General features: G+C 65.6%; 19 protein-coding genes. 6 read left to right on the forward strand and 13 right to left on the reverse strand.

Going from position 1 to position 20,896, the window contains the following annotated elements; genetic code table 11:
• Nucleotides 1-16: 16 nt before the first annotated feature.
• The 5 genes from HKW67_RS01235 to HKW67_RS01255 form a co-directional block, all read right to left on the reverse strand.
• On the reverse strand, nucleotides 17-742 hold the full coding sequence (locus HKW67_RS01235; RefSeq protein ID WP_171223661.1) for a methyltransferase domain-containing protein: 726 nt from the start codon (nucleotides 740-742) through the stop codon (nucleotides 17-19).
• A 17-nt stretch (nucleotides 743-759) separates the two neighbouring features.
• Nucleotides 760-1,233: a flavin reductase family protein gene (locus HKW67_RS01240; protein ID WP_171223662.1), complete on the reverse strand. Its 474-nt coding sequence runs from the start codon at nucleotides 1,231-1,233 to the stop codon at nucleotides 760-762.
• Nucleotides 1,233-2,474: an NAD(P)/FAD-dependent oxidoreductase gene (locus HKW67_RS01245; protein ID WP_171223663.1), complete on the reverse strand. Its 1,242-nt coding sequence runs from the start codon at nucleotides 2,472-2,474 to the stop codon at nucleotides 1,233-1,235. The genes HKW67_RS01240 and HKW67_RS01245 overlap by 1 nt, the downstream gene beginning before the upstream one ends.
• A 119-nt stretch (nucleotides 2,475-2,593) precedes the next feature.
• Nucleotides 2,594-3,427, reverse strand: coding sequence for a DUF92 domain-containing protein (locus HKW67_RS01250; protein WP_171223664.1), 834 nt, complete (start codon nucleotides 3,425-3,427; stop codon nucleotides 2,594-2,596).
• Nucleotides 3,428-3,435: 8 nt separating this feature from the next.
• Complete coding sequence (locus tag HKW67_RS01255) at nucleotides 3,436-3,732, reverse strand: hypothetical protein (protein WP_171223665.1); 297 nt, start codon at nucleotides 3,730-3,732, stop codon at nucleotides 3,436-3,438.
• Between the two features lie 152 nt (nucleotides 3,733-3,884).
• Between HKW67_RS01255 and HKW67_RS01260 the strand changes: the two genes are divergently transcribed.
• The 3 genes from HKW67_RS01260 (at nucleotide 3,885) to HKW67_RS01270 (ending at nucleotide 6,693) form a co-directional block, all read left to right on the forward strand.
• Nucleotides 3,885-4,568: a hypothetical protein gene (locus tag HKW67_RS01260; RefSeq protein WP_171223666.1), complete on the forward strand. Its 684-nt coding sequence runs from the start codon at nucleotides 3,885-3,887 to the stop codon at nucleotides 4,566-4,568.
• Nucleotides 4,569-4,648: 80 nt separating this feature from the next.
• A complete protein-coding gene (locus HKW67_RS01265; RefSeq protein WP_171223667.1) occupies nucleotides 4,649-5,830 on the forward strand; it encodes a M24 family metallopeptidase in 1,182 nt (393 codons plus the stop codon).
• Nucleotides 5,827-6,693 carry a carboxypeptidase-like regulatory domain-containing protein gene (locus HKW67_RS01270; protein WP_171223668.1) on the forward strand — a complete coding sequence of 289 codons (867 nt, stop codon included), beginning with the start codon at nucleotides 5,827-5,829 and terminating at the stop codon, nucleotides 6,691-6,693. The genes HKW67_RS01265 and HKW67_RS01270 overlap by 4 nt, the downstream gene beginning before the upstream one ends.
• Nucleotides 6,694-6,840: 147 nt before the next feature.
• On the opposite strand, the gene HKW67_RS01275 is transcribed toward HKW67_RS01270, so the two are convergent.
• The 4 genes from HKW67_RS01275 to HKW67_RS01290 are packed head-to-tail and all read right to left on the reverse strand — an operon-like array spanning nucleotide 6,841 to nucleotide 10,689.
• Nucleotides 6,841-8,586 carry an ABC transporter ATP-binding protein gene (locus tag HKW67_RS01275; RefSeq protein ID WP_171223669.1) on the reverse strand — a complete coding sequence of 582 codons (1,746 nt, stop codon included), beginning with the start codon at nucleotides 8,584-8,586 and terminating at the stop codon, nucleotides 6,841-6,843.
• On the reverse strand, nucleotides 8,583-9,491 hold the full coding sequence (locus HKW67_RS01280; protein WP_171223670.1) for a heme o synthase: 909 nt from the start codon (nucleotides 9,489-9,491) through the stop codon (nucleotides 8,583-8,585). Before HKW67_RS01280 ends, HKW67_RS01275 begins: the two co-directional genes overlap by 4 nt.
• Nucleotides 9,488-10,486, reverse strand: coding sequence for a COX15/CtaA family protein (locus HKW67_RS01285; protein WP_171223671.1), 999 nt, complete (start codon nucleotides 10,484-10,486; stop codon nucleotides 9,488-9,490). Before HKW67_RS01285 ends, HKW67_RS01280 begins: the two co-directional genes overlap by 4 nt.
• Entirely contained in the window at nucleotides 10,483-10,689 is a 207-nt protein-coding gene (locus tag HKW67_RS01290; protein WP_171223672.1) for a hypothetical protein, read from the reverse strand. The genes HKW67_RS01285 and HKW67_RS01290 overlap by 4 nt, the downstream gene beginning before the upstream one ends.
• Nucleotides 10,690-10,792: 103 nt before the next feature.
• Here HKW67_RS01290 and HKW67_RS01295 point away from each other — a divergent pair, with 103 nt between their 5' ends.
• The 3 genes from HKW67_RS01295 to HKW67_RS01305 all read left to right on the forward strand — a co-directional run bounded on the left by HKW67_RS01295 (nucleotide 10,793) and on the right by HKW67_RS01305 (nucleotide 16,322).
• Entirely contained in the window at nucleotides 10,793-12,175 is a 1,383-nt protein-coding gene (locus HKW67_RS01295) for an APC family permease (protein WP_171223673.1), read from the forward strand.
• Nucleotides 12,176-12,429: 254 nt separating this feature from the next.
• Nucleotides 12,430-15,693: a TonB-dependent receptor gene (locus HKW67_RS01300; RefSeq protein ID WP_171223674.1), complete on the forward strand. Its 3,264-nt coding sequence runs from the start codon at nucleotides 12,430-12,432 to the stop codon at nucleotides 15,691-15,693.
• A gap of 206 nt (nucleotides 15,694-15,899) precedes the next feature.
• A complete protein-coding gene (locus HKW67_RS01305; protein ID WP_171223675.1) occupies nucleotides 15,900-16,322 on the forward strand; it encodes a four helix bundle protein in 423 nt (140 codons plus the stop codon).
• Nucleotides 16,323-16,363: 41 nt separating this feature from the next.
• On the opposite strand, the gene HKW67_RS01310 is transcribed toward HKW67_RS01305, so the two are convergent.
• Genes HKW67_RS01310 through HKW67_RS01325 form a run of 4 tightly spaced genes read right to left on the reverse strand, consistent with a single transcriptional unit; the run spans nucleotide 16,364 to nucleotide 20,804 of the window.
• Nucleotides 16,364-17,251: an MlaD family protein gene (locus tag HKW67_RS01310; protein ID WP_171223676.1), complete on the reverse strand. Its 888-nt coding sequence runs from the start codon at nucleotides 17,249-17,251 to the stop codon at nucleotides 16,364-16,366.
• Nucleotides 17,252-17,272: 21 nt separating this feature from the next.
• Complete coding sequence (locus HKW67_RS01315; protein WP_171223677.1) at nucleotides 17,273-18,058, reverse strand: MlaE family ABC transporter permease; 786 nt, start codon at nucleotides 18,056-18,058, stop codon at nucleotides 17,273-17,275.
• 8 nt (nucleotides 18,059-18,066) lie between these two features.
• A complete protein-coding gene (locus HKW67_RS01320; RefSeq protein ID WP_171223678.1) occupies nucleotides 18,067-19,152 on the reverse strand; it encodes an LptF/LptG family permease in 1,086 nt (361 codons plus the stop codon).
• Entirely contained in the window at nucleotides 19,149-20,804 is a 1,656-nt protein-coding gene (locus HKW67_RS01325) for an LptF/LptG family permease (RefSeq protein WP_171223679.1), read from the reverse strand. The genes HKW67_RS01320 and HKW67_RS01325 overlap by 4 nt, the downstream gene beginning before the upstream one ends.
• Nucleotides 20,805-20,896: the final 92 nt, after the last annotated feature.

Consider the following 20,896-nt stretch of genomic DNA (forward strand, 5'->3'; position numbering starts at 1 on the left):
GGAAAATTGGGCGACACTACGAGCGCCTACTGGCCTGTTGCAATGGTGACCAGACGGCTACAACACGGAACCCCAACGCCCGGCCCGTGCGTACCGGACATCCGGTGGCCCGCTCCACGAGCCGCTGCAACTCGTCGCGCGTAAAGCCACGCAGAATTGAGACGATGCCGTCGTGGCGGCTGACGGGATGAAACCCCAGCACGAACGATGCCGCCCAGAGCCCGGCCACCGCAAACCAACTGCGACGCAGGTCGCCGATGATCACCGCCGACCGCGCCACGCGCGTGCATTCCTGTAACAAGCGCTCCGCCTCCGCCCCGTCGAAGTGGTGCAGCACCTGCGAGCAGGTCACAATGTCGATGCTTCCATCGTGGAACGGCAGCACCATCGCGTCAGCGGCCAGCGCGTGCGTGCAGGCGGCGCTCGCTGCGTGCGCCAGCGCCGGTACGAGTTCTACACCGATGGTGGTGAGTGGCACTGCCGTTCCGGCGGCCATGCGTTGCGCGGCGCGCGGGATGTCGCCGAGTCCGGTGCCGATATCGAGCAGCGTGATCGCGGTGCTGGCTCCATCGAGCGCCCGCTGCCGAAGCAGCTCGCGCCGAACCTCTGCGAGCACGGCTCGGCGCCCACCAAAGAAACGATTCGCCAACGCGACATCACGCAGCGAGCGCAACGCGAGCGCGGGATCCTCGCCGGGGTCGTCGAGGATCTCACTGCCGCGTTGGCGAGCCGGCGTGAACATGGAGGCGAAGGGCGAGTCTATCGTTCCAACTGCGCGTAACCACCGCGATAGTAGAGCAGCGGCTTCGCATCGCGTGCGGCCGCCTGTTCGACATGTCCGACCACGATGACATGGTCGCCGGCTTCATGGCGCGCCACGATGCGGCATTGCATCGAGGCCAGCACGTCATCGAGCACGGCATCGCCCAGCTCACCGTCCACGTAGCCCACTCCGGCGAAACGATCGTCTACCTTGCCGGCGAAACGGCGGGATAGCGCCTCCTGTGAGTCGGCAAGCACATTGACCGCGAAGCTCGTAGCCTGCGTCATGACGGGTGCCATAGTGGCGTCGTTGCCGATGCACACCAGCACGAGGGGCGGGTCGAGACTCAGCGAGGAAAAGGCACTAACGGTCATGCCGTGCGGCGTCCCGCTCGCATCACGGGTCGTGATGACGGTAATGCCGGAAGCGAAGCGGCCGAGGACGGCCCGGAACAGGTCTTGATCGATCATCAGGAAAGGAATCGGAGCAGGGTGCGCGGGCGAAGCACCGCCGACGGCGGGACAAAGTCGCCCGTGACCCCGATCAACAGGTCAGCGAGATCGCGATCGCGCGTCAGCACTCGCGCGGCGTGATTCATCAACGTCGGAAAGGCCACGGCGGCTCCAATGAGCTTTTCGACGCGCCACTTTCCCGCGAAGGTACGCTTCCGCGCCTGCTCATAGGCCCTGAGTGCTCGGCGCATGCCGCGCGCGTCGGACTGCTCGCGGGCATGCACCGCGTCGACGGCGAACGGGGCCAGCAACTCACCGCCGCGCAGGGCGGCGTAGATGCCTTCCCCGGTGAAGGGATCGTAGAAGTCGGCGGCGTCTCCGGTGAGCATCGCGCCCGGCGCCCAGGCTCGGGTCGCGTGCGATGCGAACGGGCCGGTCGCGCGTACGGGCGTCTCACGCACGGCGTCGAGAAAACGCGGGTGCAACGCCGGTTGCGCGGCAATCCACGCCTCGAGAAACGCCGACGGATCGCCCGCCATCCCTTGGGCCGCACTTCGCGGCACGACCAACGCCACGTTGGTCAGGCCACCGGACACCGCGGCGAGTCCCACGTAGCCGTTGCGCGTGACATGCATCTCGCCAAGGGTGCCGATGTCGCGCACCCCCCGATAGTGCGCCACCAGCGCCACGCGTCGCGGCCAACGCGATTGATGCGCCAGTTCCAGGCGGCGCGACACGATCGAACGCAGTCCGTCGGCGCCGATCACGAGTGAGGCGCGCATCGTACGCATGCCCTCGTCGGTGCGCACCTCGACGCCGCTCACGGCGCCACTCGCGTCGAGAGTGACGCCCTCGACTTTCGCGTCTTCCAACACGCAGACACCGGCCGCCCGCGCACGCTCGATGAGCAGCGTGTCGAGAATCTCGCGTCGCACGCCGAGTCCGCGATCGCGGAATCCGCGAAAGCCATGACGCGCGACGAACTCGCCGTGAATGCGGTCACCCGATGGGGCATGCACGACCATTCCCGTCAACGACGCCGCACCGCCGTGTTCGAGCGGCGCCAGCGCCCCCATGGCATCGAGAATGCGGCTGGCTTCCGGGCTGACGTACTCAGCGCAGGGCTTGGCCCGGGGAAACCGCGCCCGGTCCAGCAGGCACACCTCGAGGCCCGCCGTGGCGAGATGCCAGGCCGCCGAACTGCCGGCGGGGCCACCGCCCACGACGATCACCTGCCAGGCGCGCGAGTAGTCGGACATGAAGTTCGGAATGGGACAACACAAAACCAGAGGAATCCAGAGAAGCTAACTCCTCGAGCGGGCTCACAGATCCCAGGTGCAAGCGAGGGGCCAGCCGGGCGAGTGGACGTGAGCCGTCGCTAGGCGACCGCGCCATTGATGAGCCAGGCCAGCAGGGCCGCCGACGCTGTGCACACGAAGTTCACCTCGTCGTTGCCGAGCCATCGCCAGCCTCCCCGGTGCCGCGTATCGGTGCCGCAGGAATGGCGAGACTGCTCGGTGGCCATTTCGCAGGAGGGGCACCAGCGTCGCTGCTGCACCAACGCGCCGGCGACGGTGTCGACGATCGCCCCGAACAGTGCCGCCACGGCCACGATCCACCACTGTGGGGCCGGTACGAGTCCCATCGCTACAGCGATGGCGGCCAGCACGAGCGCACTCAGCAGCGTGGCAAAACTTCCGGCAGCGCTCACGGCACCAGACGTACCGGTGGGCACCGGACGCCATGTCCGTACGGAGCGCGGGATCCCGCCGATCCAGGTGCCGATTTCCGTGCCCAGCGTGTCGGCACCGGCTGCCGCGAGGCTCGCCGCGCCCCACACTGCCACCTGCGCCCACGGATCGCCTCGCACGAGGGTCAGTGTAGCGGCCATGGCGAAGACGCCACCGTTGGCCATGACCTGGACCGCGTCGCGTTGCGCGCCTTTCTCCACAACGCCGGCGGTTCGCTGTTCCTTTCGAGCACGTCCCAGTCGAGAGGCGAGCGTTGCCCACGCAAACCAGGCGATCAGGAATCCGCCCCAGGGCCAGCCCGCGCGAAGGGCGATTGCCCCCACCACCGCCGCGGCCAGCGCGCCGCTCGTACGAAGACTCTGCTGGCGCCACGCGGCACCAGCGATGAGGATGGCGAGACCGAGCGCCACCGGGGTGGACGGGCCCGCCACGCTCGACCACGCGGGCACGGCCGCCGACACGATGGAGATCAGCGCGACGCGAGGATCTGCGCCGCGCGCCGACGCAGCGCGTCGCTCGCGCAGGCTGTTGTCTGCTCCCGTCGCGCGAGGGCGCGCAGCGCGGCACGCAGTGCCTGCAGCTGCCGTTCGAGCCGCGCACAGGGCTCGCACACGCGCACATGCGCACCGACCAGCTCCGTGAGCGGGTGGTCGTGGCCATCGAACGCGGTGAGCTCACCATCCACGAAGGCATCCAGATGCATCCGGATGTGTGCGCAATCGGTGAGGGACGCGACGGGCGCGTCGGGCGGGAGGTGCTGAGCCATCTTAACGAACACGCTGCCTACTGAATCGCCTTCGCGCAAGATGACGAGCCGAACCATGAGCGGGTCGGCGTCGCCGATCTCATCAGGTTCGGCGTGTCTTTGCGTCGTTCTGCGCTTGTAATCGTGACCGGGGACACGTTAGCATCCACCGCGTGTCCTCTCTGATTGACGGCCGGCCTGCCCGCGCCACTGTCCCTGCTGAATCCACGCTGGTGCTCTCGGGCAAACCGCTCGACGCGCGGCTCCCGCTGGCGCTGCTCGAGGCCGTCAAGGCGATCGATACGCCGGAAGCGGAACTCGATGCCGAGCTGGTGCATGAACTGCGCAACAAGCGGCTTGGTCTCAGCGATACGGTCTACCAGCAGATCCGTCGCTACAGCGACGCGGTCCGGGCTCGTCAGCGCGTGGGTTTCGACGAAGTGCTCGCGCTTGCGCGCCTCATCGGCCGTCGTCCAGATGCCGACCTCGCGTTCCGCGAAGCCGGACGGCGGTGGGCGCGCTCGTACGTGTTGACCATCAGCGGACTCCAGCGCGGCGCCGCCCGTTCGCTCCCGTCGCTGATCGGGCGACCGATCGCGTTGCGACTGCTGCGAAAGCTGTCGCGTCGCTACATGAACGGCGTGCTCGTGCGCCAGGGCAGCACCTTGCTGCTCGACGTGGAGTCGCCCGTGTCCGCCGATGCCGCGCCCCGGGCCGTCGGCTGTGGTCTCTACGAAGCGGCGTTCAGGGAAGCGCTTCTGCTGCTGGCCGACGCCGATGGTGCGATCGAGCATGTGATGTGCCGCACGCGCGGTGATCGCCACTGTCAGTGGCGCGCCGAGTGGCGTCGCCGCTGATTTGTTGATAGGCCCCGTCGAATCGTCGGCGGAGCGTCGATGGTGCACTGCCGTGCACTGATCCTGACATCCAGACTGCCATGCTGACCCCCGAAATGCTGCCGCGCCTCCAGCAGCTGCTTGCCGACGCCGATCTCGACGGCTGGTTGTTGTACGACTTCCGCGGTACGAACGCCATCGCGTCGGGGCTGCTGGGCTTCGACGGCCTCGTGTCGCGTCGCGTGTTCGCGCTCATTCCCCGCGAAGGTTTGCCGATCGGTATTGCGCACGCGATCGAACCCGGCCCGTGGGCACAGTGGCCGAAGGCATGGCCTCTGCGGACCTACAGCGGCTGGCGCGCGCTCGAGTCGGAAGTGGCGTCACTGGTGCAGGGCAAACGGGTAGCGATGGAGTACTCGCCGGGTGACGCGATTCCGTATCTCGATCGCGTGCCGGCCGGTGTGTTGGAAATGGTGCGCGCAGCCGGCGCGACGGTAGTCTGTTCTGGCGATTTGGTGTCGCAGATCTACGCCACGTGGACACCCGACCAATTGCTGTCGCACGAGCGGGCGGCCGAACGCATCATGCACATAGCGCACGGGGCGATCGCCTACGCCGGTGACATGGTCGCGCTGGGCACGCCGGTGGCCGAGCACGAGCTGCAGGCGCGAATTCTCGAAGCGTTCGAACGGGCCGGACTCGAGACGCATCACGGCCCCGACGTGGCCGCCAGCGAGAACGCGGCCAACCCGCACTACATGCCGTCGGCCGCTTCGCCCCGGCTCATTCAGCGCGGCGACACGCTGCTCATCGACTTGTGGGCGCGCGAGAAGAACGGCGGCGTGTACGCCGATCAGACGTGGATGGCATCGATGGGCGCCCCGACCGAGCGCGTGGTGACGGTGTGGGAAGCGGTGCGCGACGCGCGTGACGCGGCGCTGTCGCTGCTGCAGAGTCGCATCACGGCCGGCCTGCCGGTGCGCGGCGGCGAAGCCGATGACGCGGCGCGCGCCGTGATCGAAGCGCGCGGGTTCGGCCCGCAGTTCTGGCATCGCACGGGGCACAGCATCGACTCGCGTGAACTGCACGGTTCGGGTCCGCAGATCGACAATCTGGAATCGCGTGATGATCGCCTGCTGATTCCGGGCGTGGGCTTCTCGATCGAACCGGGTATTTACTTGCCCGGCGAGTTGGGTGTGCGGTCGGAAGTGAACGCGTACGTGGCCGAAGATTCGTTGCTGGTGACGCCCGGCGACGTGCAGCGCGACCTGATCGTCGTTTGACGGCTCGCGCGTACGGCCGTTGGAGTTTGGTGCTGCTGGCGACACTCGTCGCCTGCGGTGAGTCGCGATCGTCGAACGAGGCGAACGGACGCATCGCGGATGTACAGACCACCGCCGGCGCGGGCGCCGATCGGGCGGGCGCCGATCAGGCGGGCGCGGTGTCACGCGACAGCGCGGTGTTGTCGCTCACGCGAGCGGCCGGCGGTGCCGACGGAACGCAGTACACCCTGTCGGCGCAGGCTAGCAGCGGATTCATCGTGGGCAAGATCGGCGGTGGCGCACCGCGTGACACCAGCATTGCGCCCACGCACGATCTGTCGGTGTGCCGTCCCTTCACGCAATCGCTGGTGCCCAGTCGCGACGGTGGCGTGGGGAATAGCGTGGTGTGGCTGGTGGGCGTCGCCACCGGCCCCCGCGACGACGCGCCGCGTCGCGTGCGCGTGATGCTCGACGGCTGTCGGCTCGATCCGCGCGTGCAGCGCGTCGCGGCCGGTGGCACGGTCATGATCACGTCACGCGACGCGATGATGACACGATTGCAGTTCATCGACGTGGGCGCCTCGTCGGCGTCGCGCGGCACGGTGCTGTTCAACGACGCGGGGCAGGTGGTGCCCACGAGCGATGCGGCCAAAGCGCCTGGGCTCGTGCAGATCCGCGACGATCTCCATCCGTGGGTGCGCGCCTATCTCGCGGTCACACCGCATCCGTTCGTCGCGATTACCGCCGCCGACGGCCAGTTCCGCTTCGACAACGTCCCGCCCGGATCGTACACGCTGGTGGTGTGGCACGAGCGGTTCGGCACGAAGCAGCAGCGAGTAAAAGTCGACGCACACGTGGAGACGCGGGTGGAGCTGGCGTACTGACGTCTCTGGCGTTGCTGCGCGACCCAGGCACTCACGTGCGTTGGGAGTCGTGCGTTCAAGTTCGGAGTCGTGAGTGGGCGAACTGTGGTGGCTTGACTCACGACTCGAAACTTCCACTCACAACTCCAAACTCACCCGCCCTGTTGCTCAGCTCAGCTGATGCAACCGCGCAAAGAGTCCATCCTCTCGGCCGAGCAGTTCGTCGTGGCCGCCGGTCTCCACGATGCGGCCCTGATCGAGCACCACCACGCGGTCGGCGCGGCGGACGGTGCTGAGGCGGTGCGCGATCAGCAGCGTGGTGCGACCCTGCAGCAACTGCTCGAGCGCCTGCTCCACGTACCGTTCGCTCTCAGTGTCGAGACTGGAGGTGGCCTCGTCGAGAATCACCACCGCGGGGTCCTTCAGAAACACGCGCGCGATCGCGATGCGCTGACGCTGGCCGCCAGAGAGCTTCACGCCGCGTTCACCCACGCGCGCGTTCCACTGGTCGGGGAGCCGCTCGATGAACTCCCAGGCATGCGCCGCCTGCGCCGCCCGTAACACGTCGGCGTCGCTGGCGTCGGGGCGCGCGTACGCGATGTTCTCGCGGATCGTGCCGCTGAACAGCACCGGTTCCTGCGGCACGATCCCAATCGCGCCACGCAGCGTGTCGAGTGACAGGTCGCGGATATCAATGCCATCGAGCGTGATGCGGCCCGACGTGACGTCCCAGAAGCGCGGCAACAGACTCGCGATCGTAGTCTTGCCGGCGCCGGAGCGCCCGACCAGCGCGACGACTTCACCCGGCGCGATGTCGAGCGAAATGTCCTGCACCACGTCGGGCTGATCGGGTTGATACCGGAATGCCACCGACTCCAGCGCCACCGCACCGCGCACGGGCCCGGTGAAGCGATGCGGCTGCGCGGGGTCGCGCACCGTGGGCTCGGCATCGAGCAGCTCGAAGACGCGCGTGGCGGCACCGACCGCTTCCTGAAAGTTGCCGAAGAGCGTAGCCAACGAGCCCACGGCCGCCGCGACGAACAACGCGTAAAACAGGAACGCCACCAGCGTGCCGGCTGTGAGCTTCCCCTCCAGCACCTGCGCGCCGCCCTGCCACAGCACCGCCGCCACCGAGCCGAAGGCCACGAAGCCAACCACGCCGAAAAACAGCGCCCGCATGCGCGCGCGATACACCGCCACCCCGACGAGGTCGTACAACAGCGCGCCGAAGCGTTCGGTCTCGATCCCTTCGCGCGTGAAGCTCTGCACGGTGCGAATGGAGCCGAACGATTCATCGGCCATGCCCATCGCCTCGCCGATGCGGTCCTGCACACTCGTGCTGGCTTTACGCAGCGCTCGGCCGAAGGTGAAGGCCGCGCCGACCACCAGCGGGACCACGGCCAGCGTGGTGAGTGTGAGCCGCGGGTTCGTCACGAACATCATCGCGATGCCGCCGATCAGAAAGAGCGTCTGTCGCGACAGTTCGGAGATCCACGTGCTCAGCAGCGATTGCAGCAAGGCGAGGTCGCTGCTCAGGCGGCTGGTGAGCTCACCGGTGCGCCGCTCGGTGAAGAACGCCGGCGACAGCCGAATGAGATGCGCATAGGTCTGTTCGCGCAATGTCGCGACGATCCGCTCGGTGGAGGAGCTGAGCAGAAACACCTGCGCGAAGTTCGCGACCGCCTGCACCGCGAACACGCCGAGGAGACCAAGCGCGATGCGGTCCAGCGCGTCACGGTCTTTCAGTTCGAACGCGGCGTCGAGCAGATACCGTAGCACGGCGGGGAACACCAGCCCCGCCGCCGCGGCGACGACCAGAAAGAGAAACGCGACAACTAGTCGCGACGTGTACGGCCGCACGAGCGGCACCAGCCGCGCCAGCGGGCGCGGCGACACCGAGCGGCGTGACGTCACCGCGTAATCGCCCGATCGACCGCCATCGCGAGAAAGAGCAGCGCCAGGTACAGCAACGAATACTTGTAGACCCACCACGCCGGACCGGTCCACGGCTTCGACGCGCGCGCGGCGAAGAGCACCTTGAGTACGCCGCCCATCAACAGCGCGTTCAACAGGATCGCCGACAGCAGATACAGCGTGCCGAACGCCCCGAACAACACCGGCAGCAGCGTCAGCGCGATGAGGATCACCGTGTACCACACCATCTGATACATCGTTTCGCGCTCACCCCACACCAACGGGGCCATCGGCACCTTGGCGCGGCCGTAGTCGACCTGCTTGAGCAGAGCGAGCGCCCAGAAATGCGGCGGCGTCCAGTAGAACACAATCAGGAACATGCACAGCGCGGAGACGTCGAGCGTACCCGTCACCGCCGCCCAACCCACCAACGGCGGAAACGCACCGGCCGCGCCACCGATCACGATGTTCTGCGGCGACGACCGCTTGAGCCATCGTGTATAGATGAACACGTAAAAGTAGAAACCGGCCAGTGCGAGTCCGGCCGTGAGCACATTCACGAAGTGCGCGAGCAGCCACGTGGCGAAGGTCGCGCAGGCGACCCCGAAGGCGAGCACCTGAATCGGCGACATGCGTCCGCTCGGAATCGGACGCAGGCGCGTGCGCGCCATGACGTCGTCGATATCGCGATCGAGATACATGTTCACCGCATTCGCGCCGCCGGCCATGAGATAGCCACCGATGCTGACCAGCAGCACCGTCAGCAACGTCGGCGAGCCCGCCGCATACATCGGCGCTACCGTCGTCACGAGCAGGAGCGAGATGATACGCGGCTTGGTCAGCGCGATCAGATCGCGCGAGAGCGGCGTTGGGGCTTTGTCGGGGTCCAGCGCGACTCCGGTCATGAAATCGATGGAACCGCACGAGCCGACACCGGAGCGGTGCCTGCTCCCTTCGCCTGCGACGCCACCACCGTACGGCCGGCGGCGATGCGCGCCAGATACACCATGGCGAACGTCGTCACCCAGATCAGAATGCCCGTGGCCTGATGCAGCGAGCGCACCACGCCAGGGAAGCCACCGGTCACCATCCAGCCGGCCCACACGATCTGCAGCACCCCGAGCCCGAGCCCGATCCACGCCGCCCGCAACATGGCCGAGGGTTCCCCTCGCTTGCGGAAGATCATCGGCAGTGAGATCAGGTGCGCGACCAGCAGGTACGCCAGAATGCGATGCGTGAGCTGCACATGCTGCGCGCCACCGCCGAGCGAGCCTTCACCACAGAGCGGGAAGCCCGCACAGGCCACCGCCGCACCGGGAATCTTCGCCGTGAGGCCGCCCAGCAACACCACCAGCAACGCCAGCACCGCAGCGCCCGTGGCACCGCCCACGGCCTTCGTCGTGCCCTTCGCGGTCAAGATCGACGTGCCACCGAGTCCGCCGGCCCGAATCGTCGCCACCGTAAGCACCGCCAGCAGTGACGCGGCCAGCAGCTTGTGCACCACGGTCGCCCACGCCGGATTTCCGGTGAACACCGTCACCGCACCGAACAGCGCCGGCGCAAACCACAGCCCGAGGGCCACGCGCGACGCATTCCAGACGCCACCGCGTCCACCCACCGAGGGATGCGCACGATGCGTCCACGCACTTGCCACCAACACCGCGATGCTCACGAACAGGGCGATGGCGAGATAGCGATGGAAGACCTCGATGATGAGGTCCATACGCTCGAGTGGCGGAAACCAGTAGCCGTAGCACTTCGGCCAGTTGTCGCCGCATCCCATGCCTGAGCCGGAGATGCGCACGATGGCGCCAAAAATGATGTGCACCAGCGAGACGAACAGCGCGGCGTAAGCCGACCGACGCACCGAGGCCGGCGGCAGCGAGAGAGACGTGCTCATAGAGGCAGGGCGCGATACGCGCCAATGAAGACGGCGATCAGTCCACCCACCGGCAGGACCACCCACAGGATTTCCGTGAGGCGATGCGGCGTCGGCACCTGCGACGACGACGGCAGGATGGGCAGTGTACGGAACACAGCGCGCAAAATGAACAGTTGCGCGATCACGCAGGCCACGACGGCGCTCCAGAACAGCGCGGTCACAACAGCCGGCGGAAGGGACACAGTGAGGACGGAAGTCATAGCCCTTGAAAAGTAGACGACGGCACCCCGTGCGGTACTGTGCGCGGCGTACTACCATAGCGTCATGACCTCACCATCGGTTTCCTCGACGAGCAGAAATTCCGGAACCAGCACGGAGCTGCCGCGCCGCTTAGGGCTGTGGAGCGCCATCGCCGTTCTGGTCGGTACCACCATCGGCTCGGGCATCTTTCGGTCCCCGGCCGGGATCGCCGATAAGCTCCCCGGACCGCTGCCCCTGATGGCGGTTTGGGTCACCGGCGGCATTTTCGCCCTCTGCGGTGCCCTCACCCTGGCCGAGTTGGCTGGAGCGATGCCGCGGACCGGTGGCTACTTCGTGTACATCCGCGAAGCGTGGGGTCGCTTGCCCGCCTTCTTGTACGGCTGGTCGGAGCTCACGCTCATCCGGGCCGCAGCACTTGGCGGTATCTCGACCACCTTCGCCGAGTACCTGTTACGCGGGCTGGGCTATAATCCCGCCCTAGCGCCATACGATACCTACGCGCATTGGATCGCGGCGGCCACGGTCGCCCTCATGGCGGTGATCAACGTGGTGGGGCTCAAATGGGGGGCCCTCGTCCAGAACTTCACCACGGTCGCCAAGTACGGCGGCCTCATGCTGATCATCCTGCTCGCCCTGATTCTTGGGCTCCCACAAACCGGCGGGCACTTTACCCCGGCCATGCCGCCGGGAAGCTTCTCGGTCTCCGCCTTCGGTTTGGCCCTGGTCTCGGTGCTCTGGGCGTTCGACGGCTGGGGCGACCTGTCCAAGGTGGCTGGCGAAGTGAAGGACCCCGAGAAGACGCTCCCCAAGGCGATCGTCCTCGGTACGCTCAGCATCATCTTCATCTACCTGCTGGCCAACATCGCCTACCTGTCGGTGCTCTCGGTCGACGAGATCCGCGGCGCCCGGCTGGTCGCGGCCGACGTGGCCGAGAAGCTGATCGGCCCGATCGGGGTCACGCTGGTCGCGATTACGGTGCTGCTGTCGACCTTCGGCTCGGTGAACGGCTCGCTCCTCACCGGCCCTCGCATCTTCTTCGCGATGGCCGACGACGGGCTGTTCTTCAAAAAAGTCGCGGCCGTGCATCCGACGTTCAAGACGCCCTACGTGGCGATTCTGCTCACCGCGACGATCGCGATCGCCTTCGTCTTGGTGCGCACCTTCGAGCAGCTGGCCGACATCTTCGTGACCGCCTCGCTGGTGTTCTACATCCTCAGCATCGGCGCCGTTTTCAAGCTGCGGCAGCGCCCTGACTGGAATCCACCGGTACGCACGCCGTGGTATCCGCTGGTCCCCGCACTGTTCTGTCTGGCAACGCTGTTCCTGTTGGTGAACGCGCTGATGGACGACGCACAACGGGTGCCCACGCTGGGCGTGTTTGGCGTGATTCTGCTGGGGGTGCCGGTGTACTACCTGACGGTTGGGAGAAGGGCCTCAAGGCCCTGACTGCCAACAGCTTAGGAGGCCGGGAGGAGGGTGTCAGGGAGGAGGAGGCAGGGGCCATACGTGGTTCACCTGCCTCATCCTCCCTTTTCACCTCCTCCCTGCCTCCTCGGCAGTTGGCAGTTCAGCGTGACCCGCCGGTTACACCACTGTGTTGCCCCTCTGTAACGGCGACCCTAGCTTTCCCGATCTTGGTGGCCGGTCTGGTCTGTCCAGCGCCGAGAGAAGTCTCCTCCACAAACGGACAAACTGCATCTATGCGTATCCAACGTTGGCTTAGCCTGGCCGTCGCGGTCGCGGCTCTCGCCGTCGGTTCCACCACGCCGCTCGCGGCGCAGGGAACCACGACGGGCGCGATCACCGGTACAGTGACGGACGAAAAGAACGCCCCGGTACCGAACGTCGCGGTCGAAGTGGTCAATCGCACCAATGGTGCGAAGGCCAGCCAGATCACGCGCGACAACGGGCGCTTCTTCATCCCGAACCTTGAAGTCGGCACCTACAGCGTCACGGCGCGCCGCATCGGTTTCATGCCGCAGACGCGCACCGATATCGTCGTCAGCCTCACGCAGGCGACACGCCTCGACTTCCAGCTGAAGGAACAGGCGACGCAGCTCGCCGCCGTTCGCACGGAAGCGGTGACCACGACTTCCGACTTCTCGGCCACCCGTCAGGGCGTGCAGACGGTCCTCACCGATACGCTCGTGCGTCGCTTGCCGACGCTCAATCGCGACGTGACGGACCTGATCCGCAACTCGCCGCAGGTCAGCGTCTCGCAGGACGGCCGTATTTCGGCCGCCGGCCAGAACAACCGCTTCAACAATATCCAGATCGACGGTGTGTCGCTCGCCAACCGCTTCGGTCTTGGCGCGTCGCCGACGGTCGGTGCGCAGGTCGGTGGCCGCGCGCTGCCGCTCGACGCCATCAAGGAATTCCAGGTGCTCGTGTCGCCGTACGACGTGCGCCAGGGCAACTTCACCGGCGCGCTCGTCAACGCCGTGACGCAGTCGGGCACAAACGAGTTCACGGGCTCGGCCTTCATCTACTATCGCGACCAGCAGATGGGTCGTGACACGGCGTTCCTCCGCACGTCGCCGTTCGTGCGACGCCAGCTCGGCTTCTCGCTGGGTGGCCCGATCATCAAGAACAAGCTGCGCTTCTTCGCCACCGTCGAAACCAGCCAGAACGTGTCGCCGTCGTCGGGACCGTTCTACGATCCGACGTCGCCCACCGGCCTGGTCAACTCGTCGGTCGCCACCGCGCGTATCACCCCCGCGCAGGTCGACTCGTTCGTGAACTATCTCTCGAGCAAGGGCATCGCCGCCGGTAGCGCGGGCCTCACGACCAACGAGAACCCGCTGCTCAACACGTTCGTGCGTCTCGACTACCAGCTGTCGGGCAACACGCGTCTCGTGCTCCGCAACATCTACAACGATCAGGAGGCGTTCGACTTCTCCCGGTCGCTCGGCACCTTCAACTTCTCGTCGAACGGTTTCCGCCGCACCGAAAAGTCGAACCAGATCGTCGGCCAGGCGTTCACGAATTTCTCGAACGGCTTCTCGAACGAATTCACCGTCGGTCTCACGACCACGCGCTTCAAGCGTGTCTCGGATGTGCTCGCGCCGCAGGTGCTGGTGCAGAACATCGGTGGCACGGGCTCGGGCATTGGGTTCCGCGCCGGTACGGAAAACAGCTCGCAGGGCAATGAGCTGCGTGAAGACCTGTACGAAATCCAGAACAACTTCACGATGCCGCTCGGCAATCACATCGTGTCGATCGGAACGCGTAACGAGATCTACAAGGCCTACAACGCCTTCCTGCAGAACTCGTACGGCAACTACACCTTCAACTCGCTGAACGACTTCGTGGCCAACCGCGCCCCGGCTTCGTTCTCGGGTTCGGGCGGACTCGGTGGTGACGTCGTGGCCAACTTCTCGGCCGCACAGCTCGCCGGATACATTCAGGATCAGTGGACGGTGACGCCGCGCTTCACCACCACGCTCGGCCTGCGTATCGACGTGCCGCTCTTCTTCGACAAGCCCTCGTTCTCCGCCTCCGTGCAGCGCGACTTCGGCCGCAGCACCGCCGACCTCCCGTCGGGCAACTTGCAGTTCTCGCCGCGTATCGGCTTCAACTGGGATGCCACCGGCGACCAGATGAATCAGATCCGTGGTGGTGTCGGTCTGTTCCAGGGTATCCCCGCCTATGTGTGGATGTCGAACCAGTTCCAGAACACCGGTGCCGGTCTCGCGCAGTTCACCTGCGGCGGTGGTGTAACCGCGACCAACGGCGCCTCGCCGCTGTTCAATGCGTCGCCGGTGTCGCCGCGTGGTTGCGGCCTGAAGACGAACAACACGCCGGGACGCAGCCTCGATGACGGCACCTTCCTCGGCACTGTGAATCTGGCCGATCCCGACCTCAAGTTCCCGCAGTTGCTGCGCGCCACGCTCGGCTATGACCGCAAGCTGCCGGGTGATGTGATCGCGACGTTCGACGCACTGTACTCGAAGTCGATCAACAACTTCTTCTACAACAACATCAACATCCCGCAGACGGGTCGCATCGACGCACAGGGACGCACCGTATTCGCCAATTTCGCGGCGACCGGCATCCCGACCGTCGCGCCGCTCTTCCCGGTGTATGGTTCGAACGTGATCGAGCTCTCCAACCAGAGCAAGGATTACGCGTATAGCGGCACGGGCCAGCTACGCAAGCGCTTCAACGGCGCGTTCGAAGGGTCTGTGGCCTACACGTACGGTCGCAGCTACTCGGTGACCGACCTGACGTCGTCGGTGGCGCTTTCCAACTGGCAGTTCGGCCGCGTGTACTCGGGGCTGCAGACCGACCAGCCGGTGAACGCGTCGCTGTTCGATCAGCCGCATCGCGTGCTGGTCAACGGCACCTACACGGCGCCGTGGAAGTCGAACCAGACGAACATCACGTTCTACTACAGCAAGGCGTCGGGCACCCCGTACTCGTTCGTGTACGGCGGCAATGGTGGCCGTGGCGACATGAACGGCGACGGCTCGAATGCGAATGACCCGATCTACATCCCGACGGGTCCGACCGATCCGAAGCTGGGCTTCGTGGCCACGACGGTGAGCGGGGTGACGTACACGCCGGCGCAGCAGGCCGCGTTGCTCGACCAGTTCATCAAGGACAACAGCTGCCTCGAAACGCAGCGTGGCACGATCATGAAGCCGACGTCCTGCCGCAACCCGATGTTCGATCGCTTCGACCTGACGATCGAACAGCAGCTCCCGACGATCCGTGGAGAGCGCGCGACGCTCCGCCTCGACATCTTCAACGCCGCCAACCTGCTCAACAGCAAGTGGGGACGGATCAAGTCCGCCACGGCCAACGGCAACGCGACGCTGCTGCAGGTCCAGTCGTTCACCAGCGCCGATCCGTCGACGCAGGTGCCGGTCGTGACGTTCACGAACAACTTCAACACGCAGTTCACGCCGCTCAACTTCAGCCAGTTTTATCAGCTGCAGGCCAGCTTGCGGTTGTCGTTCTAAGCTGTTTGGTGATGGTGATGGTGATGGTGTAAGGAGAGCGGCGCCGGAGACGGCGCCGCTTTTCCGTTGCGCCGACTGAAAACTGCCAACTGCTTAGGAGGCAGGGAGGAGGGTGTCAGGGAGGAGGGTGCAGGGGGCGTCGCGGCGAGAGCGGCGGCGTACTTCGGGTGACACCGATAGTGTGGACCGCCAGTATCCTCGGCGGCATGCAAGATCCTGCCAACATTCAGGCGTGGCACCGCGCGATAGAGCTGGCGGTGCGCGTTCATCGGATCACGCGGAGCATCCGCCGCGCCGAAGCGCCTGGACTCGCGTCGCAGCTTCGACGGGCGGTGGGTTCAATTCCCACCAACATCGCCGAGGGTGTCGGCCAGCCGACAGCGGCCGACTGCGCGCGATTTCTCAGCTACGCGATCTCGTCCGCGTTCGAGGTGGAAAGCCACCTCGTCCTCGCCGAGAAGCTCGGCCTCCGACTTCCCGGCATCGGCGACGCCATAGACGAAACCCGCCAGGTCCGCCGAATGACCTACGGCCTCCGGCAACATTTCGTCCGCAAAGCAGCCGATGAAAAAGCAGCCGCCAAAGGAAAGGAGGCAAGCCGCCCAAGCGACCTGCCCCCTCCCCCCTGACACCCTCCCTCCTGCCTCCTAAGCAGTTGGCATTTTCAATCTTAGAAGATTCTCAGGTTGATGTACTTCTTTGGATTCTTCTTCAAATCCATCACCAGCGAGTCCACGCGCAGCAGCAGCGTGTCCAGGCGCGCGTACACCGCCGGATCGTTCAGCAGCTTGCCCGCGGTGCCGTTGCCGTTGCTCACTTTGTCCAGCACGCCTTGCACCTGCACGTTGGTCTGCTTGAAGTCGCGCGTGAGCTGCTCGAGCTGCGCCGACGTGGCCTGCAGATTCTTCACCGTCGAATCGACCTTGGTGGAATCCACGCTGGCCAGGGTGCGACGCACGGTCTGCTGGGTGAGCGTGAGCTGCTTCGACTGTTCGGCCGTCACCGAGCTCAATTGCGCCACGAGCTTCGTGAGGTCGGCGATCGTCTGCCGCACATCCTTCACACCGCCGCCTTCCACGAACTGCGTGCGTGCTTCGTCGGTGAGGGCGCGGATGTTGAGCGCGATCGAATCGCCCTTGCTCAGCAACTCCGGTACGCCCGGCGAGCCGGTGCCGGTCGGAATCGTATCGCCTTCCGACATGTAGCCCTGGCGGCCGATGATCGGCGTGAGGGCGATCAGCTGGTCGCCGAAGATACCGTTGGCCTGCACCGTCGCTGTGGTGCCGGCCGGCACCTTGTACTGCGACTGCAGCTTGAGTGCGACCGCGATCGTGCCGTCGGGAATCAGGTCGACCTTGTCGACATAGCCCACCTGCACACCGGCCAACAACACAGGCTGCCCCTGCTTGAGTCCGGCGCCCCACTTGAAGCGGGCGAACATGGGGTAGCCGCTGGCGAGACCGCCACGGGCGATCCAGATCGTGCCGCCGATGCCAAGAATCACCGCCACCAGCAGCAGCAGACCGACAAGCAGTTCGTCGCGTCGTTTCGTCGTCATGTATGAAGAGAGAGCAGGCGGTCAGGCCTGAATGAATGGAGCAAGGACGGCAGCCACGAGGGCATCGAGCACCAGAATGCACACCGACGCGATGACGACGGCGAGCGCGGTGGAACGACCCACGCCCTCAGCGCCCGCTTCGGTGACGTAGCCCTCGTACGAACAGACGAAGGAAATGGCCGCTCCGAACAGGAACGCCTTGATCAGCGAATACACCACCTGGAACGCCGTGAAGGCCAGACGCAGCCCGGCGAGAAAGTCGTCGGTGCGCACGTCGGTGGCCGTCACCAGAATGGCCCACGCGCTCGCGATGGCGGTGGCGTTCGCCAGAATCACCAAGGCGGGCAACATCACGATACCGGCCAGAAAGCGAGGCAACGCGAGATACGCCACCGGATCGAACGACAGCGTTTCAAGCGCGTCGATCTGCTCGGTCACGCGCATGGTGCCGATTTCTGCCGTCATCCGTGCGCCGACGCGGCCCGTGAGCACCAGTGCCGTGAGCAGCGGCCCCAGTTCCAGCACGATGCTCTGTCGCGTGATCAGACCGACGACCGAGAGCTGCACGCCGGGAAAGAGCTGATAGCGCGTCTGGAAGGCTGTCACGCCGCCCAGGAACGCCGCCACGATAATAGTGAGGGGCACGGACTCGACGCCCATCGTCCGCATCTGCCTGATCGTTTCGGGGACCCACGTGCCGGGGTCGCGTACGCCGCGCACGATATCTCGCGCGAAGTAGCCGCGCTTGCCGAGCGCGCGCAGAATGCCCCCGGTGCGCCGTTCGGCCAACCGGACTACGAGGTCCATACCGAGCATCAGGTACGCACCCGATAGAGCAGCACCAGCGCGAAGAGCCCGCACGCCACGTTGGGGACCCATGCCGCCAGGTCGGGGGGCATGAGCCCCTTTCCACCGATCGCCTTGGTCAACTGAATGAGCACGAGAAAGAGAATGGTCGTGGCCAGACTGACCGCGATACCGTAAGCGGCTCCACCGCGCTGCGAACTGGTCGCCAGCGGTGCACCGAACAAGGCAATGATGAGACAGGTGACCGGAATCGCCAACTTCAGCATCCGTTCCACCCTGAGCAAGTTCACGTCGGCCCCCGAGCGTTCCAGCGCGGTGATGAATCGCGTGAGATCCGCGAAATTCATTTCACTCGGCTGCCGCTCGGTCGCCTGTAGATCCTGTGGCTTCTCCGTAAAGTGCCGGTCCACGAGGGAATCGTAGGCCACGGCACGGTCGGTGGAGTCGTTGGGGACCATATGCACGATCCCCGACTTCAGGACCCAACCGCGATTGTCGTACCACGTCGCATTCTTGGCCGCCACCAGCAGTCCAGGTCGCTTGGCCGACCCGCGCTCTTCGATCTCCATGTTCTCGACGAAGCGCTGCTTCACGTCGAGCGTGTAGATACGGTAGACACGGCCCGTTTCGCTGGCAAACGCGAAGTTGTAGCGATTATTGTCGCGGTCCTGACCTTTACCGGCCAGCAGCTTGAGACGCTGCGCGTTGGCCGGTGGCGCAATCTCGGCGAACACCACGTCGATGCCCATGGCGACCATCGACATAAAGAGGATCGGCGCGATGAATCGATAGAAGCTGATCCCGGACGCCTTCGCGGCGGTGATCTCGGAATAGCGCGTGAACGTGCCAATGGAAAATACCGTGGCGAACAGCACGGCGGCCGGGAGCACCATGAACAGCGTGTCGGGAATCCAGTACACGTAGCTGAGGGCCACCGCTTTGAGCGCGAGCTTGCGCTCGGTGTACTTCCGCAGGTTGTCCACCAGATCGATCACGAACACCAGCACCGGGAAGCCCAGTGTGGTGATCGTAAAGATGCGGGTGAACTCGGCCGCCACGTACCGATCGAGCGGCGTAATGAAGCGACGGCTCACGCGCCCACCGCCGCCGCCGATCCCTTGCCCGCCGCCTTCGCGGCCTGTTCCTGCTTCATCTGGGTCGCCAGCGCGCGTCGCGCCCCGCGATCCGCCCACCAGTCACGAATCCCGCCGCCGCGCGACGTATCGGTCGTCGACTCCACTCGCCACAAGAGCACCACACCGGTCACCGTGAAAATGGCATTCGCGATCCACATCGCGATCGACGGTGGCACCAGACCCTTGTCGGCCAGTGCTTCACCACCCATCAGACACACGTAGTACAACCCGAACACGCCGATGCTGACGCCGATCGTCACCCCGACACCGCCGCGCGGAAAGCGCAGCGCGATCGGTGGGCCGAAGAGCACGAACACGAGGCAGGCGAACGACAGCGCGAACTTCTTGTGGATCTCGACCGTCAGGCTGTCGAGTCCTTCGCGCGACGCCACCAGCTGGGCATCGGCCGCGTTCATCGCGCCGCGATACATCGTCACGGTATCGAGTGCCGGCGGAATCGGCGCCGACATCGTCACGGCGGGCGGCGGCGTAGGGACGACCGCGCCGAGCGTGTCCTTCTTCAACGTGTCGCCGGGCTGCGCGATCACGGGGGCGCCGGGCTGCGCAATCACCGGGGCGCCCTGCGGTGTGACCACGGGAGCCTGTGGGATGGTTGACACTACCGGTGCTTGCGCCTTGGCTTTCTTGGGGAGGAAGAGCGACGGCAACGTCACACAGTAGAAGCGCGAGAGGCCTTCCTCTGGGGGCCGGTCACGCGGCGCCGTGAGCGTCTTGGTGCCCGGTGCCACGAGGCGGCTGGCGTACATGATGTACTCCTGACGCACTCGCCGGAACTCCAGCGCATCGGCCGCGTACCGCCGGTGCATCTCGCACACCGTCATCTCGCGGTCGCTGCGGAAGTCGTCCTTGCTGGTGCTCTCGAAGCCACGGGTGATGCCGCGCACCTTCACCGTCTGATCTATGAAGAAGCTGCGCTGCAGCCGCTTCGCATCACCACGGACAAACTCCTGCGTATATCCATCGAACAGCCGCAGCAGCAGATCCTGCCCGTTCGACGTCAGCGAGAACACGCCGCTGTCGGCGTAGATCGTCTTGCGCTCCGGTCCCCTGGTGAGATCGTAGATCACGACGTCGTACATCTTGTTCGTGTTCGCATCGCTGCGGGCAATCCGCATGAAAAACTGGTCCGTGATCGCATTCATCGCCTGGTCCCTCAAGGCGAGCGTCGGCTTCGTCTTCGCGATATCGTTCTGCAGAATACGCAGTTCGTGGTTGGCGCGCGGCAGCACCTGATCGTTGAACGCGACCATCGCGATCGACAACAGGAAGGCGCAGGTCAACACCGGCAGCATCAACGTGCGGACACGCACACCACTCGCCTTGAAAGCGGTGATCTCGTGTTCGGCGGCCATACGGCCGAAGGTGTACAAGGTCGCCACCAGCACGGCCATCGGCATCGTCATCGCGACGGTGAATGGCAGCGACAGGACGAAGAATTTACCGATGGCCGACCAGGGGAGTCCCTTGCCGGCAAGGTTCGCAAGCTGGCGCGCGACGTACTGCAGCATGAGCAGCGACGTCAGCGCAGACAGCGCAAACAGGAGAGGTCCGACGTGCTCGCGCACGACATAGCGGGTAACAAGCTTCACGACGTAAATTCCTTGGTGACCACCCGCATTATCAAGGGCGCGTCGGCCTAGAGTCGACAATATGCGCTCGCAGTTTTTGACCGTACCGCGGC

This window comes from Gemmatimonas groenlandica (assembly GCF_013004105.1).
GTDB lineage: Bacteria > Gemmatimonadota > Gemmatimonadetes > Gemmatimonadales > Gemmatimonadaceae > Gemmatimonas > Gemmatimonas groenlandica.